This is a genomic window from Streptomyces sp. Inha503, from assembly GCF_047215865.1.
Lineage (GTDB): Bacteria > Actinomycetota > Actinomycetes > Streptomycetales > Streptomycetaceae > Streptomyces > Streptomyces lycopersici.
Genome location: NZ_CP178360.1, coordinates 4,710,992 through 4,728,673 on the forward strand (window position 1 = coordinate 4,710,992; position 17,682 = coordinate 4,728,673).

The 17,682-nt window shown below is 71.6% G+C and carries 16 protein-coding genes and 2 tRNA genes; 2 read left to right on the plus strand and 16 right to left on the minus strand.

Annotated elements, in window-relative coordinates:
* Positions 1-320: 320 nt before the first annotated feature.
* From ACJX2R_RS19785 to ACJX2R_RS19815, 7 genes are all read right to left on the minus strand, one after another.
* Entirely contained in the window at positions 321-1,214 is an 894-nt protein-coding gene (locus tag ACJX2R_RS19785; RefSeq protein WP_413101219.1) for a helix-hairpin-helix domain-containing protein, read from the minus strand.
* A 435-nt stretch (positions 1,215-1,649) separates the two neighbouring features.
* A complete protein-coding gene (locus ACJX2R_RS19790; protein WP_413101220.1) occupies positions 1,650-2,495 on the minus strand; it encodes a DegV family protein in 846 nt (281 codons plus the stop codon).
* A 178-nt stretch (positions 2,496-2,673) separates the two neighbouring features.
* Positions 2,674-3,408 (minus strand): hypothetical protein, encoded by a 735-nt coding sequence (locus tag ACJX2R_RS19795; RefSeq protein ID WP_413101221.1) that lies wholly within the window; start codon positions 3,406-3,408, stop codon positions 2,674-2,676.
* A gap of 117 nt (positions 3,409-3,525) precedes the next feature.
* On the minus strand, positions 3,526-6,402 hold the full coding sequence (leuS, locus tag ACJX2R_RS19800) for a leucine--tRNA ligase (RefSeq protein ID WP_413101222.1): 2,877 nt from the start codon (positions 6,400-6,402) through the stop codon (positions 3,526-3,528).
* Between the two features lie 275 nt (positions 6,403-6,677).
* A tRNA-Ala gene (locus ACJX2R_RS19805) sits at positions 6,678-6,750 on the minus strand.
* A 101-nt stretch (positions 6,751-6,851) separates the two neighbouring features.
* Positions 6,852-7,085 (minus strand): hypothetical protein, encoded by a 234-nt coding sequence (locus tag ACJX2R_RS19810; RefSeq protein ID WP_030835565.1) that lies wholly within the window; start codon positions 7,083-7,085, stop codon positions 6,852-6,854.
* A gap of 242 nt (positions 7,086-7,327) precedes the next feature.
* Positions 7,328-8,941 (minus strand): MFS transporter, encoded by a 1,614-nt coding sequence (locus ACJX2R_RS19815; protein ID WP_413101223.1) that lies wholly within the window; start codon positions 8,939-8,941, stop codon positions 7,328-7,330.
* A 183-nt stretch (positions 8,942-9,124) separates the two neighbouring features.
* Between ACJX2R_RS19815 and ACJX2R_RS19820 the strand changes: the two genes are divergently transcribed.
* Positions 9,125-10,078 carry a helix-turn-helix transcriptional regulator gene (locus ACJX2R_RS19820; protein WP_413101224.1) on the plus strand — a complete coding sequence of 318 codons (954 nt, stop codon included), beginning with the start codon at positions 9,125-9,127 and terminating at the stop codon, positions 10,076-10,078.
* Between the two features lie 22 nt (positions 10,079-10,100).
* Here the strand turns inward: ACJX2R_RS19820 and ACJX2R_RS19825 are convergent.
* The 7 genes from ACJX2R_RS19825 to ACJX2R_RS19855 all read right to left on the minus strand — a co-directional run bounded on the left by ACJX2R_RS19825 (position 10,101) and on the right by ACJX2R_RS19855 (position 14,389).
* A tRNA-Ala gene (locus tag ACJX2R_RS19825) sits at positions 10,101-10,173 on the minus strand.
* A 72-nt stretch (positions 10,174-10,245) separates the two neighbouring features.
* Positions 10,246-10,899, minus strand: coding sequence for a histidine phosphatase family protein (locus ACJX2R_RS19830; protein WP_413105900.1), 654 nt, complete (start codon positions 10,897-10,899; stop codon positions 10,246-10,248).
* Positions 10,896-11,336: a ribosome silencing factor gene (rsfS, locus tag ACJX2R_RS19835; protein ID WP_020871362.1), complete on the minus strand. Its 441-nt coding sequence runs from the start codon at positions 11,334-11,336 to the stop codon at positions 10,896-10,898. Before rsfS ends, ACJX2R_RS19830 begins: the two co-directional genes overlap by 4 nt.
* 150 nt (positions 11,337-11,486) lie before the next feature.
* Positions 11,487-13,280, minus strand: coding sequence for a LytR C-terminal domain-containing protein (locus tag ACJX2R_RS19840; RefSeq protein ID WP_413101225.1), 1,794 nt, complete (start codon positions 13,278-13,280; stop codon positions 11,487-11,489).
* A 10-nt stretch (positions 13,281-13,290) separates the two neighbouring features.
* A complete protein-coding gene (gene nadD, locus ACJX2R_RS19845; protein ID WP_037945980.1) occupies positions 13,291-13,902 on the minus strand; it encodes a nicotinate-nucleotide adenylyltransferase in 612 nt (203 codons plus the stop codon).
* A gap of 59 nt (positions 13,903-13,961) precedes the next feature.
* Positions 13,962-14,129, minus strand: coding sequence for a hypothetical protein (locus ACJX2R_RS19850; RefSeq protein WP_037945979.1), 168 nt, complete (start codon positions 14,127-14,129; stop codon positions 13,962-13,964).
* A gap of 107 nt (positions 14,130-14,236) precedes the next feature.
* Entirely contained in the window at positions 14,237-14,389 is a 153-nt protein-coding gene (locus ACJX2R_RS19855) for a hypothetical protein (RefSeq protein WP_262700148.1), read from the minus strand.
* Positions 14,390-14,492: 103 nt separating this feature from the next.
* On the opposite strand from ACJX2R_RS19855, the gene ACJX2R_RS19860 reads away from it, so the two are divergent.
* Positions 14,493-15,725, plus strand: coding sequence for a M48 family metallopeptidase (locus ACJX2R_RS19860; protein WP_413101226.1), 1,233 nt, complete (start codon positions 14,493-14,495; stop codon positions 15,723-15,725).
* Between the two features lie 54 nt (positions 15,726-15,779).
* Here ACJX2R_RS19860 and ACJX2R_RS19865 read toward each other — a convergent pair whose 3' ends face one another.
* Positions 15,780-16,862, minus strand: a complete 1,083-nt coding sequence (locus tag ACJX2R_RS19865) for a hypothetical protein (RefSeq protein ID WP_413101227.1) — start codon at positions 16,860-16,862, stop codon at positions 15,780-15,782.
* Between the two features lie 116 nt (positions 16,863-16,978).
* Positions 16,979-17,605, minus strand: a complete 627-nt coding sequence (locus tag ACJX2R_RS19870; RefSeq protein ID WP_262700002.1) for a hypothetical protein — start codon at positions 17,603-17,605, stop codon at positions 16,979-16,981.
* Positions 17,606-17,682 lie beyond the last annotated feature (77 nt).

A 17,682-nucleotide genomic window follows, 5' to 3' on the forward strand; every position in this document is an offset into this window, starting at 1 on the left:
CGCGTCCGGTCCGTGTCGGGAGCGGGGTAGGTCGTGGTGTCGGCCGTCCGGCGTCGGGGCTCGTCGGCGGGTCCGGAGGAATAGGGCCGCCGCTACGAGGGTGGCTGCTGTGCAGGCGAGGGCCACCGCCAGGAGTGGTGCGTCCAGAGCCAGTGCCGCGGCTGCCCAGGCGGCCAGGGCCGGGGGTACCAGGCGGAGGTCGGGTGGGCCTTCCTGTCGCGGTTGTGACGCACCGCGTGGGGACGCGGCCGCGGCATGGACCGGGGCGCGGGTGCGCGGGGTCTGCGCGACCGCGCGGGTGCGCGGGATCTGCGCGGACGTCATGGCTGGACCAGCGGGCGCAGGTCGGCGAACCGGCGCTCGCCGATGCCGTTCACCTCGCGGAGTTCATCGATGGAGCGGAAACCTCCGTGCTGGGTGCGGTAGTCGATGATGTGCCGGGCCAGGACGGGGCCGACTCCCGGGAGGGTGTCGAGCTGTTCGGCGGTCGCGGAGTTCAGGCTGATGGAGCCACCGGGTGCCCCCGGCCCGGCCGGTGCGTTGGGTGCGTTGAGCCCGTTGGGTGCGCTTGGCCCGTTGGGTGCGTTGGGTGCGTTCGAGCCACCGGCTGCCGCGCCCGGCGCGGGTGGTCCGGCCGCGGCCGCAGGGGCGCCGACCACGATCTGTTCTCCGTCCACCAGCGGGCGGGCGCGGTTCAGCCCGCTCAGGTCGGCGCCCGGCCGTGCCCCACCCGCCGCTTCCAGCGCGTCGGCGACCCTCGACCCGGGCGGCAGCTTGCGCAGGCCGGGACGGCGGACCTTGCCCGTCACATCCACCACGACCGTCCGGCCGCCGCCGGACGAGGTGAGCTGCCCGCCCGGCGTCGGCCCGGGTTCGGAGGGCGCGGCGCGCGGGGGCTCCGGGTCCGGGGCGCGCACGGTCTGGGGACGGCCGGTCCAGAAGTGGTAGGCCGCGAAGGCCACGGCGGTGAGCAGGGCGACCGCCAGGGCGGCGACCGTCTTCAGCTCCATGCCGCAGCGCACCTGAAGCCACACCGGCAGCCGCTCGCGCAGGGCCAGCCCTGCCCGGTCGCGTCGGCGCAGCGGAGCGCTCTCGGACGCCTTCTCGGACAAGGTCTCGGACGTCTTCCCGGACGCGCTCTGCCACGCGTTCTCGGGCCCCTCCTCGTGCCCGTCCTCGGTCGGCCCCTCGTGCCTTACCTCCTTCACAGCCACGGCCGACCCCGCGACGCCCTTCGGCCCGTCCCTGCCGCCCAGAGCGATGGACCCGACCGCGGCCGGGGACGCCCGAGGCGGCGACGAGGCCGTGGCGAAGAGCGTCGCCGCGCGGCTCGCGCGTGAGGATGCGGCAGGGTGCGTCTGGCGGTGGGCGCCGCGGTGGTGGCTTCCCGCGCCGACCAGGCTCGTGTCGGCCGGACCCGTGCCGGACGGACCCGTGCCGGACGGCGGGCGTGGGCGGCGGCCCGCCCGGCCGTCGCGATGGCGGCCCCGCCCCGGGCCCGTGGTTACTGTGCGTGATCGTGACCTCATGCCACCTGACGGTAGGCGTGTGGAGCCGATCGCACTGATCCCCGTCAATTTCCGGGGATAACCCCCGCGTTGTGGACAACTCCGTCACCCCGTCGAGTGAAGAGCCTCCCCCACCCTCCGCTATCGCGGAGAGACCACCGCCCCCAGCAGCCCCGGCCCGGTGTGCGCCCCGATCACCGCGCCCACCTCGCTCACATACAGCTCCGCCAGCCCCGGCACCCGCTCCCGCAGCCGCTCCGCGAGCGCCGCCGCCCGTTCGCCCGCCGCCAGGTGCTGCACCGCGATGTCCACCGGGCTCCGGCCAGCCCGCTCCACCACGATCTCCTCGAGCCGGGCGATGGCCTTCGAGGCGGTGCGGACCTTCTCCCGCAGCTCGATCCGCCCCTCGTCGAGCTGGAGCAGGGGTTTGACCGCGAGCGCCGAGCCGAGGAGGGCCTGGGCCGCGCCGATGCGGCCGCCGCGCCGCAGGTAGTCGAGGGTGTCGACGTAGAAGTAGGCTGCCGTGCCGTCGGCCCGCTTCTCCGCCGCCGCCACGGCCTCGTCCAGCGTGCCGCCGCCCTCCGCCGTCCCGGCCGCCGCCAGCGCACAGAAGCCGAGCGCCATCGCGACCATTCCGCTGTCCACCACCCGCACCGGAACGGGCGCGTCCTGCGCCGCGAGCACCGCCGCGTCGTAGGTGCCGGAGAACTCGGCCGACAGATGCAGGGAGACGATGCCCGTCGCGCCCTCCTCGGCGGCGGCCCGATAGGCGGCCGCGAACATCTCCGGGCTGGGCCGGGACGTCGTCACCGGCTTCCGCTTCTGCAACGCCTGCGCGAGGGACCGGGCCGAGATCTCGGTGCCCTCCTCCAGGGCCCGGTCTCCGAGCACCACCGTCAGCGGCACGGCGGTGATGCGGTGCCGCTCCATCGCATCCTGCGGCAAGTACGCCGTGGAATCGGTCACGATCGCGACATGGCGGGACATGACTGGGAGGTTATCGGGGGATGGCGCCTGCCGACAGCGCGACCCCACCGGATGATCAATTGCCTTGCCGATCATGCCCTGTTCAGACGTGACTCAGATCCTGTTCTCAGACCGGATTCGTTCCGGGATTCGCCGGTTTCGGGTTCCCGAGTTCCCGAGTTCCGGGAGTTCCGGGTTCTCAGGCCGTGTTCTCGGGACGGCGGGACTTCTGCCAGGGCTTCTGCCACGCCTGGGGCTCCGTATTCGGCCTCGCCCCCAGCGACGGCCGGGGCGGCTCCGGCTCCCGCCCCGCCTCGGACCCCGAGCGCACCCCCGCCCCGGGCTCAGGCCGTGAACCCGCCTCGGGCGCCGTCGGCGGCTCGTCGGGCTCCACCGCCGTCCAGTGCCGCAGCGCCCCCGCCTCCATCTCGATCTCGCGGCCCAGCGAGTCCAGATCGTCGTGCGCCATCCGATGCGCCCGCTCCTGGACCGCCCAGCGCAGCGAGTCGGCCGAATGGGTGATCCGCTGCGTACGCTCCCGCATCTCGGGCAGCAGGGCGGCGAGCCTGGCCCTGTCGGGCTCCTGCTCCAACCGCTTCAGATCCGCTTCCAGGTCCAGCGCATGGGTGCTCAGCCGCTGGAACAGGCCCAACGACTCCGACAGGGAGCGGTCTTGCGGGGCGGCCGCCTGGAGCGCCTGCCCGGTGGCGCGCATCGAGCCGCGCAGGGAGAGCCGCAGCTGTGCGAGCTCACCGGCCGCGCCGGGCTGGGCGAGCTGCCGGGCCCGGAGTCTGGTCTCCTCCACCGTGGCACGGGCCTGGTGCACCGTACGGTCGATACCGCGCTTGGCCGCCCTGACCCCGCGAACGACCCCATAGACCCCCGCCAGCATGATCAGGACGAAAAGCGTCAACAGGATCCAGATGGCTTCCATGTGCGCTCCTTGGGGCGGCGGTCACGGCACGGTGGCGGTCGTCCTCTCAGCGTAAACGCGCCGAGCGGGTCAGAGGTTCCTGACGAACCCCCAACCCGCCCACAGGTGAGAAGCCGATCAGGCCGGGACGATGTTCACCAGCTTCGGCGCGCGCACGATGACCTTACGGATGCCGGCGCCGTTCAGCGCCGCCACGACCGCCGGGTCCCCCACCGCCAGCGCCTCCAGCTCTTCGTCCGAGACCGAGGGCGCGACCTCCAGCCGGGCCTTGACCTTGCCCTTGACCTGCACCACACAGGTGACGGTCTCGTCCACGACGTACTCCGGATCGGCGACCGGGAAGGACTTATGGACGACCGACTCGGAGTGGCCCAGCTTGTGCCACAGCTCCTCCGCGACATGCGGGGCCAGCGGCGCGATCAGCAGCACCAGCCCCTCGGCCACCGAGCGGGGCACCTCGCGCACCTTGGTGACGTGGTTGTTCAGCTCGGTGATCTTGGCGATGGCGGTGTTGAAGCGCAGGCCCTCCATGTCCTGCCGGACGCCGTCGATCGCCTTGTGCAGGGCGCGCAGCGTCGCCTCGTCGGGCTCGGTGTCGACGACGGTGACCTCTCCGGTGCCCTCGTCGACGACATTGCGCCACAGCCGCTGCAACAGCCGGTACTGGCCGACGACCGCGCGGGTGTCCCAAGGCCGCGAGACGTCCAGCGGGCCCATGGCCATCTCGTACAGCCGCAGCGTGTCGGCCCCGTACTCGGCGCAGATCTCGTCCGGCGTGACGGCGTTCTTCAGGGACTTGCCCATCTTGCCCAGCAGCCGGGTGACCTTCTCGCCGTTGTACCAGTAGGCGCCGTCCCGCTCCTCGACCTCGGCGGCCGGGACGGCGATACCGCGGCTGTCCCGGTAGACATACGCCTGGATCATGCCCTGGTTGTACAGCTTGTGGAACGGCTCGACCGAGGAGACATGCCCCAGGTCGAACAGCACCTTGGACCAGAACCGGGCGTACAGCAGATGCAGCACCGCGTGCTCGGCGCCGCCCACGTACAGGTCGACGCCGCCGTGCGGCTGCCCCTCACGCGGCCCCATCCAGTAGCGCTCGGCCTCGGGGTCGACCAGCCGCTCGCCGTTGTGCGGGTCCAGGTAACGCAGCTCGTACCAGCAGGAGCCGGCCCAGTTGGGCATGGTGTTGGTCTCGCGGCGGAACGGCCGCGGCCCGCGCCCGTCGCCCAGGTCCAGCACCACGTTGACCCACTCCTCGTTCCGGGACAGCGGGGTCTCCGGGGAGGTGTCGGAGTCGTCCGGGTCGAAGGTGCGCGGCGAGTAGTCCTCGACCTCGGGCAGCTCCAGGGGCAGCATCGACTCGGGCAGGGGGTGGGCCACGCCCTCCTCGTCGTAGACGATCGGGAAGGGCTCGCCCCAGTAGCGCTGACGGCTGAACAGCCAGTCGCGCAGCCGGTAGTTGACGGTGCCCTCGCCGATGGAGCGTGACTCCAGCCACTCGGTGATCCGGGCCTTGGCCTCGGTCACGCCCAGGCCGTCCAGGGAGATGCCGTCACCCACCGAGTTGACGATCTTGGCATCGTACGAGCCGAACGCGTCGTCCCAGGTGGACGGGTCGGTACCGCGATCGTCCGAGGGCTCGACGACGCAGCGCATGGGCAGCTCGAAGGCTCGGGCGAAGGCGAAGTCACGGCCGTCGTGCGCCGGAACGGCCATGATCGCGCCGGTTCCGTAGCCCATCAGGACGTAGTCGGCGATGAAGACCGGCACTCGCTCACCGCTGACCGGGTTGACGGCGTACGCGCCGGTGAAGACGCCGGTCTTCTCCTTGACCTCGGCCTGCCGCTCGACGTCGGACTTGGCCGCGGCCTGCTTGCGGTAGGCGTCGACGGCCTGGGCCGGGGTGGCGTGACCGCCGGTCCAGACGTCGTGGGTGCCCTCGGGCCAGGCGGCCGGGACGATCTCGTCCACCAGGCCGTGCTCGGGCGCCAGGACCATGTAGGTGGCGCCGAACAGGGTGTCCTGGCGGGTGGTGAAGATCGTGATCTTGGCATCGGGGTGCTCGGCCACCGGGAAGTCGACCCGGGCGCCCTCGCTGCGGCCGATCCAGTTGCGCTGCTGCAACTTGATGGCCTCGGGCCAGTCCAGCTCGTCCAGGTCGTCCAGCAGCCGGTCGGCGTAGGCGGTGATGCGCATGTTCCACTGGCGCAGCTTGGCCTTGAAGACCGGGAAGTTGCCGCGCTCGGAGCGGCCGTCCGCGGTGACCTCCTCGTTGGCCAGCACGGTGCCCAGGCCGGGGCACCAGTTGACGGGCGCGTCCGAGGCGTAGGCCAGGCGGTAGTCGCCCAGGATGTCGGCGCGCTCGGGCTCGGTCAGCTCGGCCCAGGGGCGGCCGTCGGGGGTGGGGCGCTCACCGGAGGCGAACCGCTGGACCAGGGTGTCGATGGGGCGCGCCCTCTTCGCCTCCGGGTCGTACCAGGAGTTGAAGATCTCCAGGAAGATCCACTGGGTCCACTTGTAGTAGTCCGGGTCGATCGTCGCGAACGAGCGGCGCTTGTCGTGGCCCAGGCCCAGCCGGCGCAGCTGCCGCCGCATGTTCTCGATGTTGGCCTCGGTGCTGACCCGCGGGTGGGTGCCGGTCTGCACCGCGTACTGCTCGGCGGGCAGGCCGAAGGCGTCGAAGCCCAGGGTGTGCAGGACGTTGTGGCCCGTCATGCGGTGGTAGCGGGCGAACACATCGGTGGCGATGTAGCCCAGCGGATGACCCACGTGCAGTCCCGCACCCGAGGGGTACGGGAACATGTCCATGACGAACTTTTTTGGCCGGGCGGCGGCCTCGTCGTCACCGGCCAGGTCGCCGCTCGGGTTGGGCGCCTCATACGTGCCGTGCGCGTCCCAGAAGTCCTGCCAGCGGGCTTCGACGTCGGCGGCCAGGGCGGCCGTGTAGCGGTGCGGCGCGGCCACCTCGGCCGCGGCATTGGTCTCGCTCATGGTCCTCAAAGCTCCATCGGTCGTCTCTGCCTGCGGCAACGCAGCGGATCCCTGCTTCCGAAACAAAAAGACCCCTCGCACAGGAGGGGACGCCGCGCTGATGCCGACCGGAGCTACTCGGTCGGTACTGATCAGCGCGGCCCGCTAAGCAGAAGGCGTACGGCACGCATGCGGCCAGGTTACCGCAGGGCGCGGACGGGCCGCACGGAGGTGGTGGCCCTCGTCACGCGAAACGAAAAGCGAGCCGCCCTTACGGACGACTCGCCTCCTTGATGTGGAGCTAAGGAGAATTGAACTCCTGACCTCCTGCATGCCATGCAGGCGCTCTACCAACTGAGCTATAGCCCCAGGTCTCGCTCCGCCCGGTTTCCCCGGCGGCGACGCCTACATTACACGGACGCCCCGGCCTTCCGCCAAATCGATTAGCCGGAGGCCGGAGCAGATCCCCGTTACGCCGTCGCGAACGAATAGAAACGCTTCAGCGTGCAGTGCTCATCGAGGAGCCGGCCGTAGATCGGCTCCCCTTCCAGCTCTCGGTAGGTCTCGATGGGATCGCCCCGGATGATCAGCGCTCGTGCGCACTCCGCACACCAGTACTGGTAGTCGGAGTTGAGCGGCTCCATGTCGCGGACGATCGGTGTACCGGTGCCGCACCAGTCGCACTTCCGGCTGTGGGCTCCCATCTCACTCAGCTCCAGCTATGGCCGCAGGCCGTACACACGTAGGAAACACCGCCGTTGTCACCGAGGACCTGTGCCACGTGTCCGGAGCCGCAGGACGGGCACACGATGCCCGCTCGTGCCCTGCGGGACGGGTCCTCGATCGCATCGAGGATGCTGGTCCGCATCCCACCTGCCCTCCCCATCGGACGTGTCGGCCCCATCCCCCTCCGGCCGTCCGATTCTGCCACGGGACGACGCGCAGGTCAGCGGAGATGCCCCACTCGTCTCACCAGACTCATCAGCGCTCCGCACAGCGCGGCCCCGGCCAAGGCGACGCAGGTCACCCATAGGGCGTCCGCGGAGGCACCCGCACTGGGCACCGTATCGTCCGCGGCGCCCAGGAACACCGCCCCGAAGACCGCGACGCCGGTGAGCAGGCCGAGTTGAGCCGCTGTCACCAGCACCCCGCTGGCGTCCGCCGCGTCCTGCTGCCTTACGGTCGCCAACGTCCGCGTGAGCAGGGGGCTGTAGGCCAGCGAGAGCCCCGCGCCGGAAGCCGTAAGGGCGACGAGGAGCCATGGGCCGCCGTCCGTGCCGTCGCGCAGGGCCAGCCCCGTCCCGGCGAACGAGACGGCCGCCAGCAGGAATCCGCCCGGGACGGTGGCGGCGTGCCAGCGGGCGGGCAGCCGCTGCCAGTTGAGGCCAACGACGCCGAACGCGACCGCCGTGGGGACGAACGTCAGCCCCGCCCGCAGCGGGCTGTAGCCGAGCCCGCCCTGCACATGCAGGGTCAGGGCGAACAGGAACCCCGCGTTGGCCGCCATCCCCAGTGCGATGCGGATCACCGCGAGCGGTATCCCCGGCGCCCGCGCCACCCCGGGGGAGATCAGCGGCGCACCGCCGCGCCGGGCCAGCCGGGTCTCGTACGCGGCGAAGAGCGCCACCAGGACCGCGCTCAGCCCGAGCGTGATCCAGCACCACAGCGGCCAGCCACGCTCCTGCCCAAGCACGAGCGGCACCGTGAACAGCAGCACCGCGGCCGCGAGCAGCACCAGACCGGGCAGGTCCAGACCGCTCCGGCGGACGGCCGCGCCCTCCCCACGAGGGCGCGGCGCGTCGGCCGGGCGCGGGGCCTCGGCCCGGTGCGGTGGATCGGCGGGGCGCGGCGGATCGGCCGGGTCGTGCAGCAGCCTCGGGCCGATGGCCAGCAGCGCGAGCCCGATCGGCACGTTGACCAGGAAGACCGGGCGCCAGCCCGAGCCGAGCAGATCGGCCTCGACCAGCAGCCCGCCCAGGATCTGCCCGCCGGCGGCGCCGGAGGCCAGCACCGCGGAGTACGCGCCCAGCGCCCGTGCCCGCGAACCGCCCGTGAACGTCCGCTGGATCAGGCTCAGCACCTGCGGCAGCATCAGCGCGGCACCCGCGCCCTGGACGAACCGGAAGGCGATCAGCTGCCCGGTGGTGGCGGCGAGCCCGCAGGCCAGCGAGGCACCGGTGAAGACCGCGAGCCCGGTCAGGAACATCCGCCGGTGACCGATCAGGGCGCCCAGCCGCGCGCCGGTGATCAGCAGCACGGCGTAGGAGACGGTGTAGCCCGCGATGACGAGCTGGAGCCCGGCGCCGGAGGCGTGCAGATCGGCGCGCACGGTCGGGGCGGCGATATTGACGATGAAGACGTCGAGGACGGCCATGAGCTGGCCGGTGAGGACGATCGCCAGCAGCCAGCCGGGGCGCGGAGGGCGCCGGGAGGCAGGGCGCCGTGCGGCCCGGTGGTCGGCGGCCGAGCCGCCATTGGCCCGGTTGTCAGTGGTCTCGCCTTTACTGGATCCACCGAGGTCCCCCGTCGGAGGAAGGGTGGTCGGGGTCGTGTGTCTCATGGGTCGAGCCTGTGGCCGGGTGGATACCGGTAACGAGAGCCCGCCGATGCTGGTAGTGGCAGCACCTGGCAGCCGCCCGCCGCCCCCGGGAGCATGGGACCGTACGGCTCGACGGGGGAACCGTAAGGCTCCACGGGGGACCGACCGTGCGGCCCGGCTCCACGGGGGATGGGGAGAGCGACGATGACCGCGAACACTCGGCGCAGAAGGCCCGAGCTGGCCGCCTTCCTGCGCAGCCGCCGTGCCCGGGTGACCCCCGCCGACGTGGGCATGGCGCCCGGTCTGCGGCGGCGCACCCCGGGGCTGCGCCGCGAGGAGGTCGCCCAGCTCTCCGGCGTCGGTGTGACCTGGTACACCTGGCTGGAGCAGGGCCGCCCGATCAACGCCAGCGTGCAGGTGCTGGACGCGGTCGCGCGCACCCTGCGGCTGGACAAGACCGAGCGCGAGCACCTCTACCACCTGGCCGAGGTGCCGTATGTGCCCGGCCGGGAGCGCGATCCGCGCAGCGTGAGCCCCGAGGTGCAGGGCATCATCGACGCGCTCGACCCGCTCCCGGCGGTGGTCTACAACGCCCGCTACGACGTCCTGGCCGCCAATGCCGGGTACGGCGGCCTGTTCCCGGAGATGCTGCTCTCCGCCGCCGCCGAGCGGAACGCCCTGTGGCAGCTGTTCGTGGCCCGGCGCTGCTGCGCTCCCTATGTGAACCTCGAAGAGGAGCTGCCGCTCCTGGTGGCCACGCTGCGCGGCGGGTACGGACGCCATGTGGGCGAGCCCGCCTGGGAGGACTTCATAGCCCGGCTGCTGGAGGCCAGCGACGACTTCGCCCGGCTGTGGCACAGCGGGGACGTGGCGCCGCCGGGCTCCCGGATCAAGGTGGTGCGGCACGCCTCGGTCGGCGAGATCCGGCTGACCTCGACCTCGATGCGGGTCAGCGGGGTGCCGGAGACCCGGATCGTGGTCTACACGCCCTGCGACGAGGAGAGCCGCGACCATGTGCGGCGGGTGCGCCTCCTGCACGACCCGCTGATCGGCTGCACGATGCACGCCAAGCCGCTGTCCGTACTGCGGGAGGAGAGGGCCGCGGCGGAGACCCGGGCCGGAAGCGGTGCGGAAAGCAGCGATCCCGCCTCCCTGTGAGGGAGACGGGATCCCGGTTCTGTGGAGCTAAGGAGAATTGAACTCCTGACCTCCTGCATGCCATGCAGGCGCTCTACCAACTGAGCTATAGCCCCGCTCTTCTCCGCGCCGTAGCGCTTCGAACGAGAAGGAGCATAGCCGGTGACCTGCCGGGAAAGGAAATCCGCTCAGTCGTCGTCGCCGAGCACCGGCTCGGGCAGCGACCCGGCGTTGTGCTCCAGGAGCCGCCAGCCCCGCGCGCCTTCGCCCAGAACGGACCAGCAGCAGTTGGACAGGCCGCCCAGCGCCTCCCAGGTGCGGGGCTCCAGGCCGAGCAGCCGGCCGATGGTGGTGCGGATCGTGCCGCCGTGGCTGACCACCACGAGTGTGCCGTCGTCCGGCAGCTTGTCGGCGCCCTCGAGCACCACCGGCGCCGCCCGGTCGGCCACCTCTGTCTCCAGCTCACCGCCGCCGCGCCGGATCGGCTCCCCGCGCTTCCACGCCGCGTACTCCTCGCCGAAGCGCCCGATGATCTCCTCGTGGGTCAGCCCCTGCCACTTGCCCGCGTAGGTCTCCCGCAGGCCCGCGTCATGCGCGATCGACAGACCCGTGACGGCGGACAGCTCGGCGGCCGTGGCCGCCGCCCGCTTCAGATCGGAGGCGATGATCGCGTCCGGCTTCAGGGCGGCCAGCAGCCGGGCCGCGCGGTGCGCCTGCGCGACACCGGTGTCGGTCAGCTCGATGTCCAGGGAGCCCTGGAAGCGGCGTTCTATGTTCCAGGCCGTCTGCCCGTGGCGCCACAGGACGATGCGGCGGCCACGGGCGCCTTGCGTGCCGTTCAGCTCAGCTCACCGCCCGCGCCGCCGTCCGGGCCCTGCGCCTGCGCGTACTCCTGCGCCTTGCCGCGGGTGGCCTCGGCGTCGGCCGGGAGCTCCAGCTGCGGGCAGTCCTTCCAGAGCCGCTCCAGGGCGTAGAACACCCGCTCCTCGCTGTGCTGGACGTGCACCACGATGTCCACGTAGTCCAGCAGCACCCAGCGGGCCTCTCGGTCGCCCTCGCGACGCACCGGCTTTGCGCCCAGATCCTTGTTCAGCCGCTCCTCGATCTCGTCGACGATCGACTTGACCTGGCGGTCGTTGGGCGCCGAGGCCAGCAGGAAGGCGTCGGTGATGGAGAGCACATCGCTGACGTCGTACGCGATGATGTCGTGCGCGAGCTTGTCGGCGGCCGCCTGGGCGGCGGCGTTGATGAGCTCGAGGGAGCGGTCCGTGGCGGTCACAGGCAAGGCTTTCGGTCGGTGGTACCTCGAAGGTCTGGCTTCCCCCAGGGTCTCACGGCCCACCGTCACGCCGGGCGGCCGCAGTCCGGGCCGCCCGAGCCGCCCAGGCCGCCGAGCCGCCCGGGCCGCCGGGTCGCCGTCCGGGTCGCCTCAGCCCGTGGCGTCGTAGTCCGGGCCGAGGAGGACCGTGATGTCCGCGTTGGCCGCGCCCTTGCCCTTCCGCACCGCCGACTCCGGCAGCCCGAGCGTCTTGGCGACCTCCTTGGCCTGGCCCGCCTGGGCGTTGTCCGCGTAGGTCACCCGCGAGGCCGACTGCGCATCGCCGCCCTCCGCCGCCGTGACGACCGTAAAGCCGCCGTTGACGAGCGCCACCCGCGCGGCGCTCGACGCGTCCTTGGGGCCTCCGGCGTTGGTCACGCTGACCCGGGGTGCCGTGCTCTTGTCGGAGTTCTTGACCGTGCCGCCCAGGATGTCCTTGACCACATGGTCGGTCGCCTGGCTGCTGAGCGTCCCGTCCGGCTGGACCGGCAGCATCGCGGTGTCGTACGCACCGCTCTTGGCCTGTTCGGCCAGCTTCGCCAGCGACGCGCCCAGCTGCTGCTCGGACAGCGACGGGTCGGGGATCTGGGCCAGGGACTCCACGGTGCTGGTGGCGCCCTCCGCATCGCTGGAGAGCTTCTTCAGGGCCGCGTGCATGACCTGCCCGAACCGTGCGAGCTGCTTGGACTGTGCCTCACCGGGCGCGCGGTACGTGGCGTACGCCACGGCCGCCTGGCCGCTCACGATCTGATCCTTGCCCCGCTTGACCAGGGGGTCCTCGCCCTTCTGGGGGCTGGGGACGGTCGCGTCGGTGTCGAGGCTGATCCCGCCGACCAGCTCCACGAGGTTCTCCAGATAGGGCGTGTCCAGCCGCCAGGTGCCCTGGATCTTCGACCCCAGCAAGGTGCTCAGCGAGTCCCGGGTGGAGTCCGAGCCCTCGTCGGTCACGGACTTGCCGAGCGTGGTGGAGGCGCCGTCCTCGGTGGAGACGGCCAGCGAGTTCGGCAGCAGGACGGTGGTGCCCTTCTTGGTGGTCTCGTTGTCCACCAGCAGGGCCGTGGATGTGCGGCCGCCCTTGGTCTCGCGCAGATGGACGACGATCACATCGCGCTTCTGCGGACCGCCCGCGGCCGCCTGGTCCTGGGCGTCGTCGGACAGCCCCGGGAGCTTGCCCGCGTACCAGAGGTAGCCGACCCCGCCGGCCGCGGCGAGGACCAGGACCACGACGAGCGCGACGAGCCGGTTGCGGCCCTTACGGCGGCGTTCGTCACGACGTTCGGAGCGGGTCTCGGCGAACTTCAGCCAGTCGATGACGTCGTCGGATTCCTCGTCCTGTTCCTCGACGAAGGAGAACTGCTCGGTGTGGTACTCCTGCTGATCGGCGCCCCCTGGCCGCTGCCGCTCCGCAGACCGGGGCCCGGTGGCACGGGGCTCCCCGGCCGGAGGCGCCTCGGACCCGGGGCGCAACTGCTCCGGGCTCAGCTCCTCGTAGGGGTTCGGCTCCGGGCTGGGCTCCTCGCGCTGCGGGGGGACGGTCGGGGCGGCTGCCGCCTGCGGGTAGTCGTAGCCGTAACCCTGCGGTGGCTGCTGTTGGTACTGCTGCTGTTGGTACTGCTGCTGTTGCTGCTGAACGTACGGGTCGTAGTTCTGCGTCTGGGACTGCTGCTGGGGCTGCTGGGGCTGGTGATGCTGCGGCTGGCCGTAAGGGGCGTACCCGTACCCGTCGTGTTGCTGCTGTTGCTCCCCGTAGCGGGCCTGCTGCTGCGCGTACGGGTCGTAACTCTGCTGCTGTTCCGCCTGCGGCTGGTAAACCGGACGCCCATAGGCGTCATAGCCGTAGATCTGCGGCTCCTGGCCATACGGGTCCTGTGCGTACGGGTCGTACGGATCCTGCCGGTCGTTCACCGGTACCCCTTCAGCAGTCGTGCCGGTACAGCTCGCGCTTGTCGATGTAGCGCACCACGCCGTCCGGCACCAGGTACCAGACGGGGTCGCCATGAGCGACCCGCGCCCGGCAGTCCGATGACGAGATCGCCAGAGCCGGGACCTCCACCAGCGACACCCCGCCCTCCGGCAGCCCCGGGTCGGCCAGTATGTGCCCGGGTCTGGTCACCCCGATGAAGTGGGCCAGCGAGAAGAGCTCTTCGGCGTCGCGCCAGGTGAGGATCTGGTTGAGTGCGTCGGCCCCGGTGATGAAGAACAGATCGGCGTCACCGTTGAGCGCGCGCAGTTCCCGGAGCGTGTCCGTGGTGTAGGTGGGCCCGCCGCGGTCGATGTCGATACGGCTGACCGAGAATTGCGGGTTCGAGGCGGTCGCGATGACCGTCATCAGATAGCGGTCCTCGGCCGGGGAGACCTTCTTGTGGCTCTTCTGCCAGGGCTGCCCGGTCGGCACGAACACCACCTCGTCGAGATGGAACTGCGAGGCCACCTCACTCGCCGCGACCAGGTGGCCGTGGTGGATCGGGTCGAACGTCCCGCCCATCACACCCAGTCGCCGCTTGCCGGACCCTTTCTGCTCTTCCATGCGTGCAGACCCTACTGGGCCCGGCCCGGAGCCGGGGCCCATAGGGGCAATCGCCCAGGTCAGCGGTCCCGGTTGAAGCGCGTGGTGATCCACAGCAGCAGGAAGAGGATCACCAGGGCCGCACCGCCGGTCATGAAGGGGCTGATGCTCGGGTGGGTGTCGGTGTGCTCACCGCCCTCGGACGCGAGCGTGGTCAGGGCGGCATGTGCGGTGCTGAAAGCGGTCATCGCGGCAGTACCTATCCGGGTCTAGGCGTCACAACACGTCGGCCACATCGTATGCGAGGCGGTTTTCGGTCCCGATGTCCGTCCTGCCGGTGGCAGCCCCGCTCGTATCAGTCCTGCTTGTATCCGCGCAGCAGGAACCAGGCGAGCAGGGCGGCGCCCACCACGCCGACCACGATGACGATGCGCAGCAGCGCTCCCGGGCCGTCGTTGTTGTGGGAGGTGGCGGCGAGGGCTTCGGCGAGGCCAGTCATTTCGGGCATGTCTCCACGCTAGCCCCCAGGCGCTCAGGGCCTAGGCTGGGGGCCGCCGGACGAGGGCCCGGACCGGGCTCCCCGTCGAGCGGGCAATCAACGAGGGGGCGACATGAGCGACAGCCACGAGACCGGTGGTGGAAACGGGACGGGAGACGCCCGGGAGCATGTGCCCGGCCGGGAACGGCGGCGGTTCCCCGGGATCTCCTCACGGGCGTACGAACATCCGGCGGACCGCTCCGCGCTGGTCGCGCTGCGCAAGCTGACCGGCTTCGACACCGTCTTCAAGGCGCTGAGCGGTCTGCTGCCCGAGCGGAGTCTGCGGCTGCTCTACCTCTCCGACTCGGTGCGGGTCAGCGAGCGGCAGTTCACCCATCTCCACGACATGCTGCGGGACGCCTGCTACATCCTGGACCTGGAGCGGGTCCCGGCCATGTACGTCACCCAGAACCCGCAGCCGACCGCGATGTGCATCGGCATGGACGCACCGATCATCGTGGTCTCCACCGGTCTGGTCGAACTGCTCGACGAGGAGGAGATGCGGGCCGTCATCGGCCATGAGGTGGGCCATGCGCTGTCGGGGCACTCGGTCTACCGGACGATACTGCTCTTCCTCACCAGCCTCGCCATGAAGGTCGCCTGGATTCCGCTCGGCAATGTGGCGGTGTTGGCGCTGGTCACGGCGCTCCGCGAGTGGTTCCGCAAGTCGGAGCTGTCGGCGGACCGGGCGGGGCTGCTGGTCGGGCAGGATCTGCGGGCCTCGATGCGCGGGCTGATGAAGCTCGCGGGCGGCCATCACCTCCATGAGATGAACGTGGACGCCTTCCTGGAGCAGGCCGAGGAGTACGAGTCGAGCGGCGATCTGCGGGACTCCGTCCTCAAGATCATGAACATGCTGCCGCGCAGCCATCCGTTCACCACCGTGCGCGCCGCCGAGCTCAAGAAGTGGGCCGCGACCCGCGACTACCAGCGGCTCATGGACGGCCACTACCCGCGCCGCGACGAGGACCGGGACACCTCGGTCAGCGACTCGTTCCGGGAGTCCGCGAGCCACTACGCGGAGTCGGTCCGCAACAGCAAGGACCCGCTGTTCGCCTTCGTCAGGGACGTGGCGGGCGGCGCCGGGGACCTGGGCAGCAAGCTGCGCGACCGGTTCACCGGCGGCGCGGGCAGGCACGGTGAGACCGCCGAGGAGGGCACGCCGCCCCGGGAGGAGCCCCGTGACGAGCCCCAGGGCGGGGCTCAGGACAGAGCTCAGGACGCGGCCGAGGACCAGCGCACCGGAGACGGGCCGGAGGAGCGACCGGGGAACGACGGGCCCGGGGACACCCCGCCGCGGCGCTGAGACGGCCCCTGGCGGCCTCAGGACCCCTCGGGCCCGCCCGGCCCTCAGGACCCCTCAGGACCGCCCGTCGACGGCGGGCTGGGTCCCGGGGGCCATGACGCCGCACAGCGACACCGTGGTCCGGCCCGTGGTGTACGGGTCGGTGCCCGTCGGGGCGTCGCCCTTGGCGCTCTGACCGGCGAGCATCGGCCGCAGATAGCCGGAGGCGTTAGCGGCGCAGGCCTGCGGGCCCGCCAGCACGGTGCTCTGCACCAGCTCCAGATGGTGGTCGCGCAGATCGTTCCGGTCGAAGCGGAACCGCGTCTCGCGGCGCACGGTGAACAGCGAGGCATGGTCCGATCCGTGCTCATGGGCCGGCTGGACCGCGTAGACGAAGACGTGGTCGGCGGCGACCTCCAGGGTCGCGGCGCTGCGCTCGATGACCGTAAGGGTGCCGCGGACCCGCACCGGGGTGTCGGCCAGGGTCACCTCGGCCGGATTGAAGCGGTTCAGCCAGCCGGTGGCCGCATGCCGTCCGTCGTCGACCGGGTGCCGGAAGCTCTGGTCGAACTGGGTCTGCTGGGCGGGATCCAGCAGCAGCCTTACGGCCTGCACCGGGCCGCCGGTGAGCGCACCCGGGTCGATGGCGGACTTGACCAGGTAGTCCTTGGCGGTGGTGAGCGCCGTCATCACCTGGCTCTCGGAGAAGCTCTGGGTGCGGCGGGCGCCGGGCACGGTGACCCCTTGGGCGCCGGTGCGGAACTCGGCGGCAGGGCTGTTGCGGAACAGCCGGTCCGGCGGCCCTCCGGGCACCTCACCACGCGGCGCGAGCGGCACCACGCTGCTGTGCAGTGGCTCCACGGTCTGCGGCTGCGGCGTCTGGTACGGGTGGCGCACGCCCATGTAGACGGCCGCCGCGAAGGCGATGGCGATCAGCAGGACGAGCGCGACGGCCTGGCGCGACGCCCCGGCCCTGGCCCAGGCGTGCCGGCTGCGCACCGCCCGTGCGTGCTCGCCCATGCGCTCGTCCGCGGAGAACTCCTGGAGCCGGGCAGCACGGACGAACGACTCGTCGAACACGACGGAGCGGTACTCGTCCTCACCACCTCCCGGGACGCCCTCGGGTGTCCCCTCGGGAGGGTCTCCACGCCCGGTCATATCTCAAGAGTAGGTCGCCAGGGGCGACGGTAAACGCGGTGGTACTCCACAACTTGGGAGGCGAGTGCGGAGGAAACGCCCCATACGCCGCGACGTGCTAGCGAGGTGCGAGGGCGTCACCGCGACGGCGGTACGGCGGAGGCGGTCGGCCCCTTGGCCCCGCTCGGCTCCGGGGCCGACTCCGACGCCGAGGGCTCCAGGCGCGGCTGCCCCGAGGGCGAACCGTCGACACCGCTGGTGGCGGGCGGCGGGGCGGGGTCCTGGCGGTTGCCCGAGGCTCCCCGGTAGACCGCCGTGAAGGCCAGGGCGACCACCCCGATGCCCATCAGGACGGCGAGCAGCCAGGCCACCGGGCGGTGCCAGCGGGCATGGCCGCGGTAAGGACGCCCCGCGCTGCCGTAGCGCCCGTAGGGGCCGTAGGCGTCGTCCCCGTCCCGTCCGGGGCGGAAGCGCCCGTCGGGGTCGTCCGCGCCGTAGAAGTCGGCCTCCGCCCCGTATCCGTCCTCGAAGAGCTCGTCCTCGGGTGCGACACCGGCCCTGCGGCGCCGGGACGCCTCGGCCTCGGCACGGGCCTCGGCGGCGGCCAGCATCCGCTCGATGGCGGTGGGCTCATGGATCGGGGCCGACCGTACGAAGTCCTCGTCGAAGACCACGGCGGCGAACTCGTCGTTCGTCTCGCCGTGGCTGCGGTCGTCGGGCTCGTCGCCGTCCGGGAACGGCTTGCCCCCCACGTCGTCCGGCACCCATTCAGAGTAGACCGGACGGGTCAATTTGGGCAGGGTGAAATGGTATTCGGGGGAAGATCCACCCCAGCGGCGCC

Bases quoted from the DNA above. Each gene is read 5' to 3' on its own strand.
- ACJX2R_RS19790 (WP_413101220.1), bottom strand. From the start codon at position 2,495: ATGTCCCGCCATGTCGCGATCGTGACCGATTCCACGGCGTACTTGCCG.
- ACJX2R_RS19795 (WP_413101221.1), bottom strand. From the start codon at position 3,408: ATGGAAGCCATCTGGATCCTGTTGACGCTTTTCGTCCTGATCATGCTG.
- leuS (WP_413101222.1), bottom strand. From the start codon at position 6,402: ATGAGCGAGACCAATGCCGCGGCCGAGGTGGCCGCGCCGCACCGCTAC.
- ACJX2R_RS19810 (WP_030835565.1), bottom strand. From the start codon at position 7,085: ATGGGAGCCCACAGCCGGAAGTGCGACTGGTGCGGCACCGGTACACCG.
- ACJX2R_RS19815 (WP_413101223.1), bottom strand. From the start codon at position 8,941: ATGAGACACACGACCCCGACCACCCTTCCTCCGACGGGGGACCTCGGT.
- ACJX2R_RS19820 (WP_413101224.1), top strand. From the start codon at position 9,125: ATGACCGCGAACACTCGGCGCAGAAGGCCCGAGCTGGCCGCCTTCCTG.
- nadD (WP_037945980.1), bottom strand. From the start codon at position 13,902: ATGGAAGAGCAGAAAGGGTCCGGCAAGCGGCGACTGGGTGTGATGGGC.
- ACJX2R_RS19850 (WP_037945979.1), bottom strand. From the start codon at position 14,129: ATGACCGCTTTCAGCACCGCACATGCCGCCCTGACCACGCTCGCGTCC.
- ACJX2R_RS19855 (WP_262700148.1), bottom strand. From the start codon at position 14,389: ATGCCCGAAATGACTGGCCTCGCCGAAGCCCTCGCCGCCACCTCCCAC.
- ACJX2R_RS19860 (WP_413101226.1), top strand. From the start codon at position 14,493: ATGAGCGACAGCCACGAGACCGGTGGTGGAAACGGGACGGGAGACGCC.
- ACJX2R_RS19865 (WP_413101227.1), bottom strand. From the start codon at position 16,862: ATGACCGGGCGTGGAGACCCTCCCGAGGGGACACCCGAGGGCGTCCCG.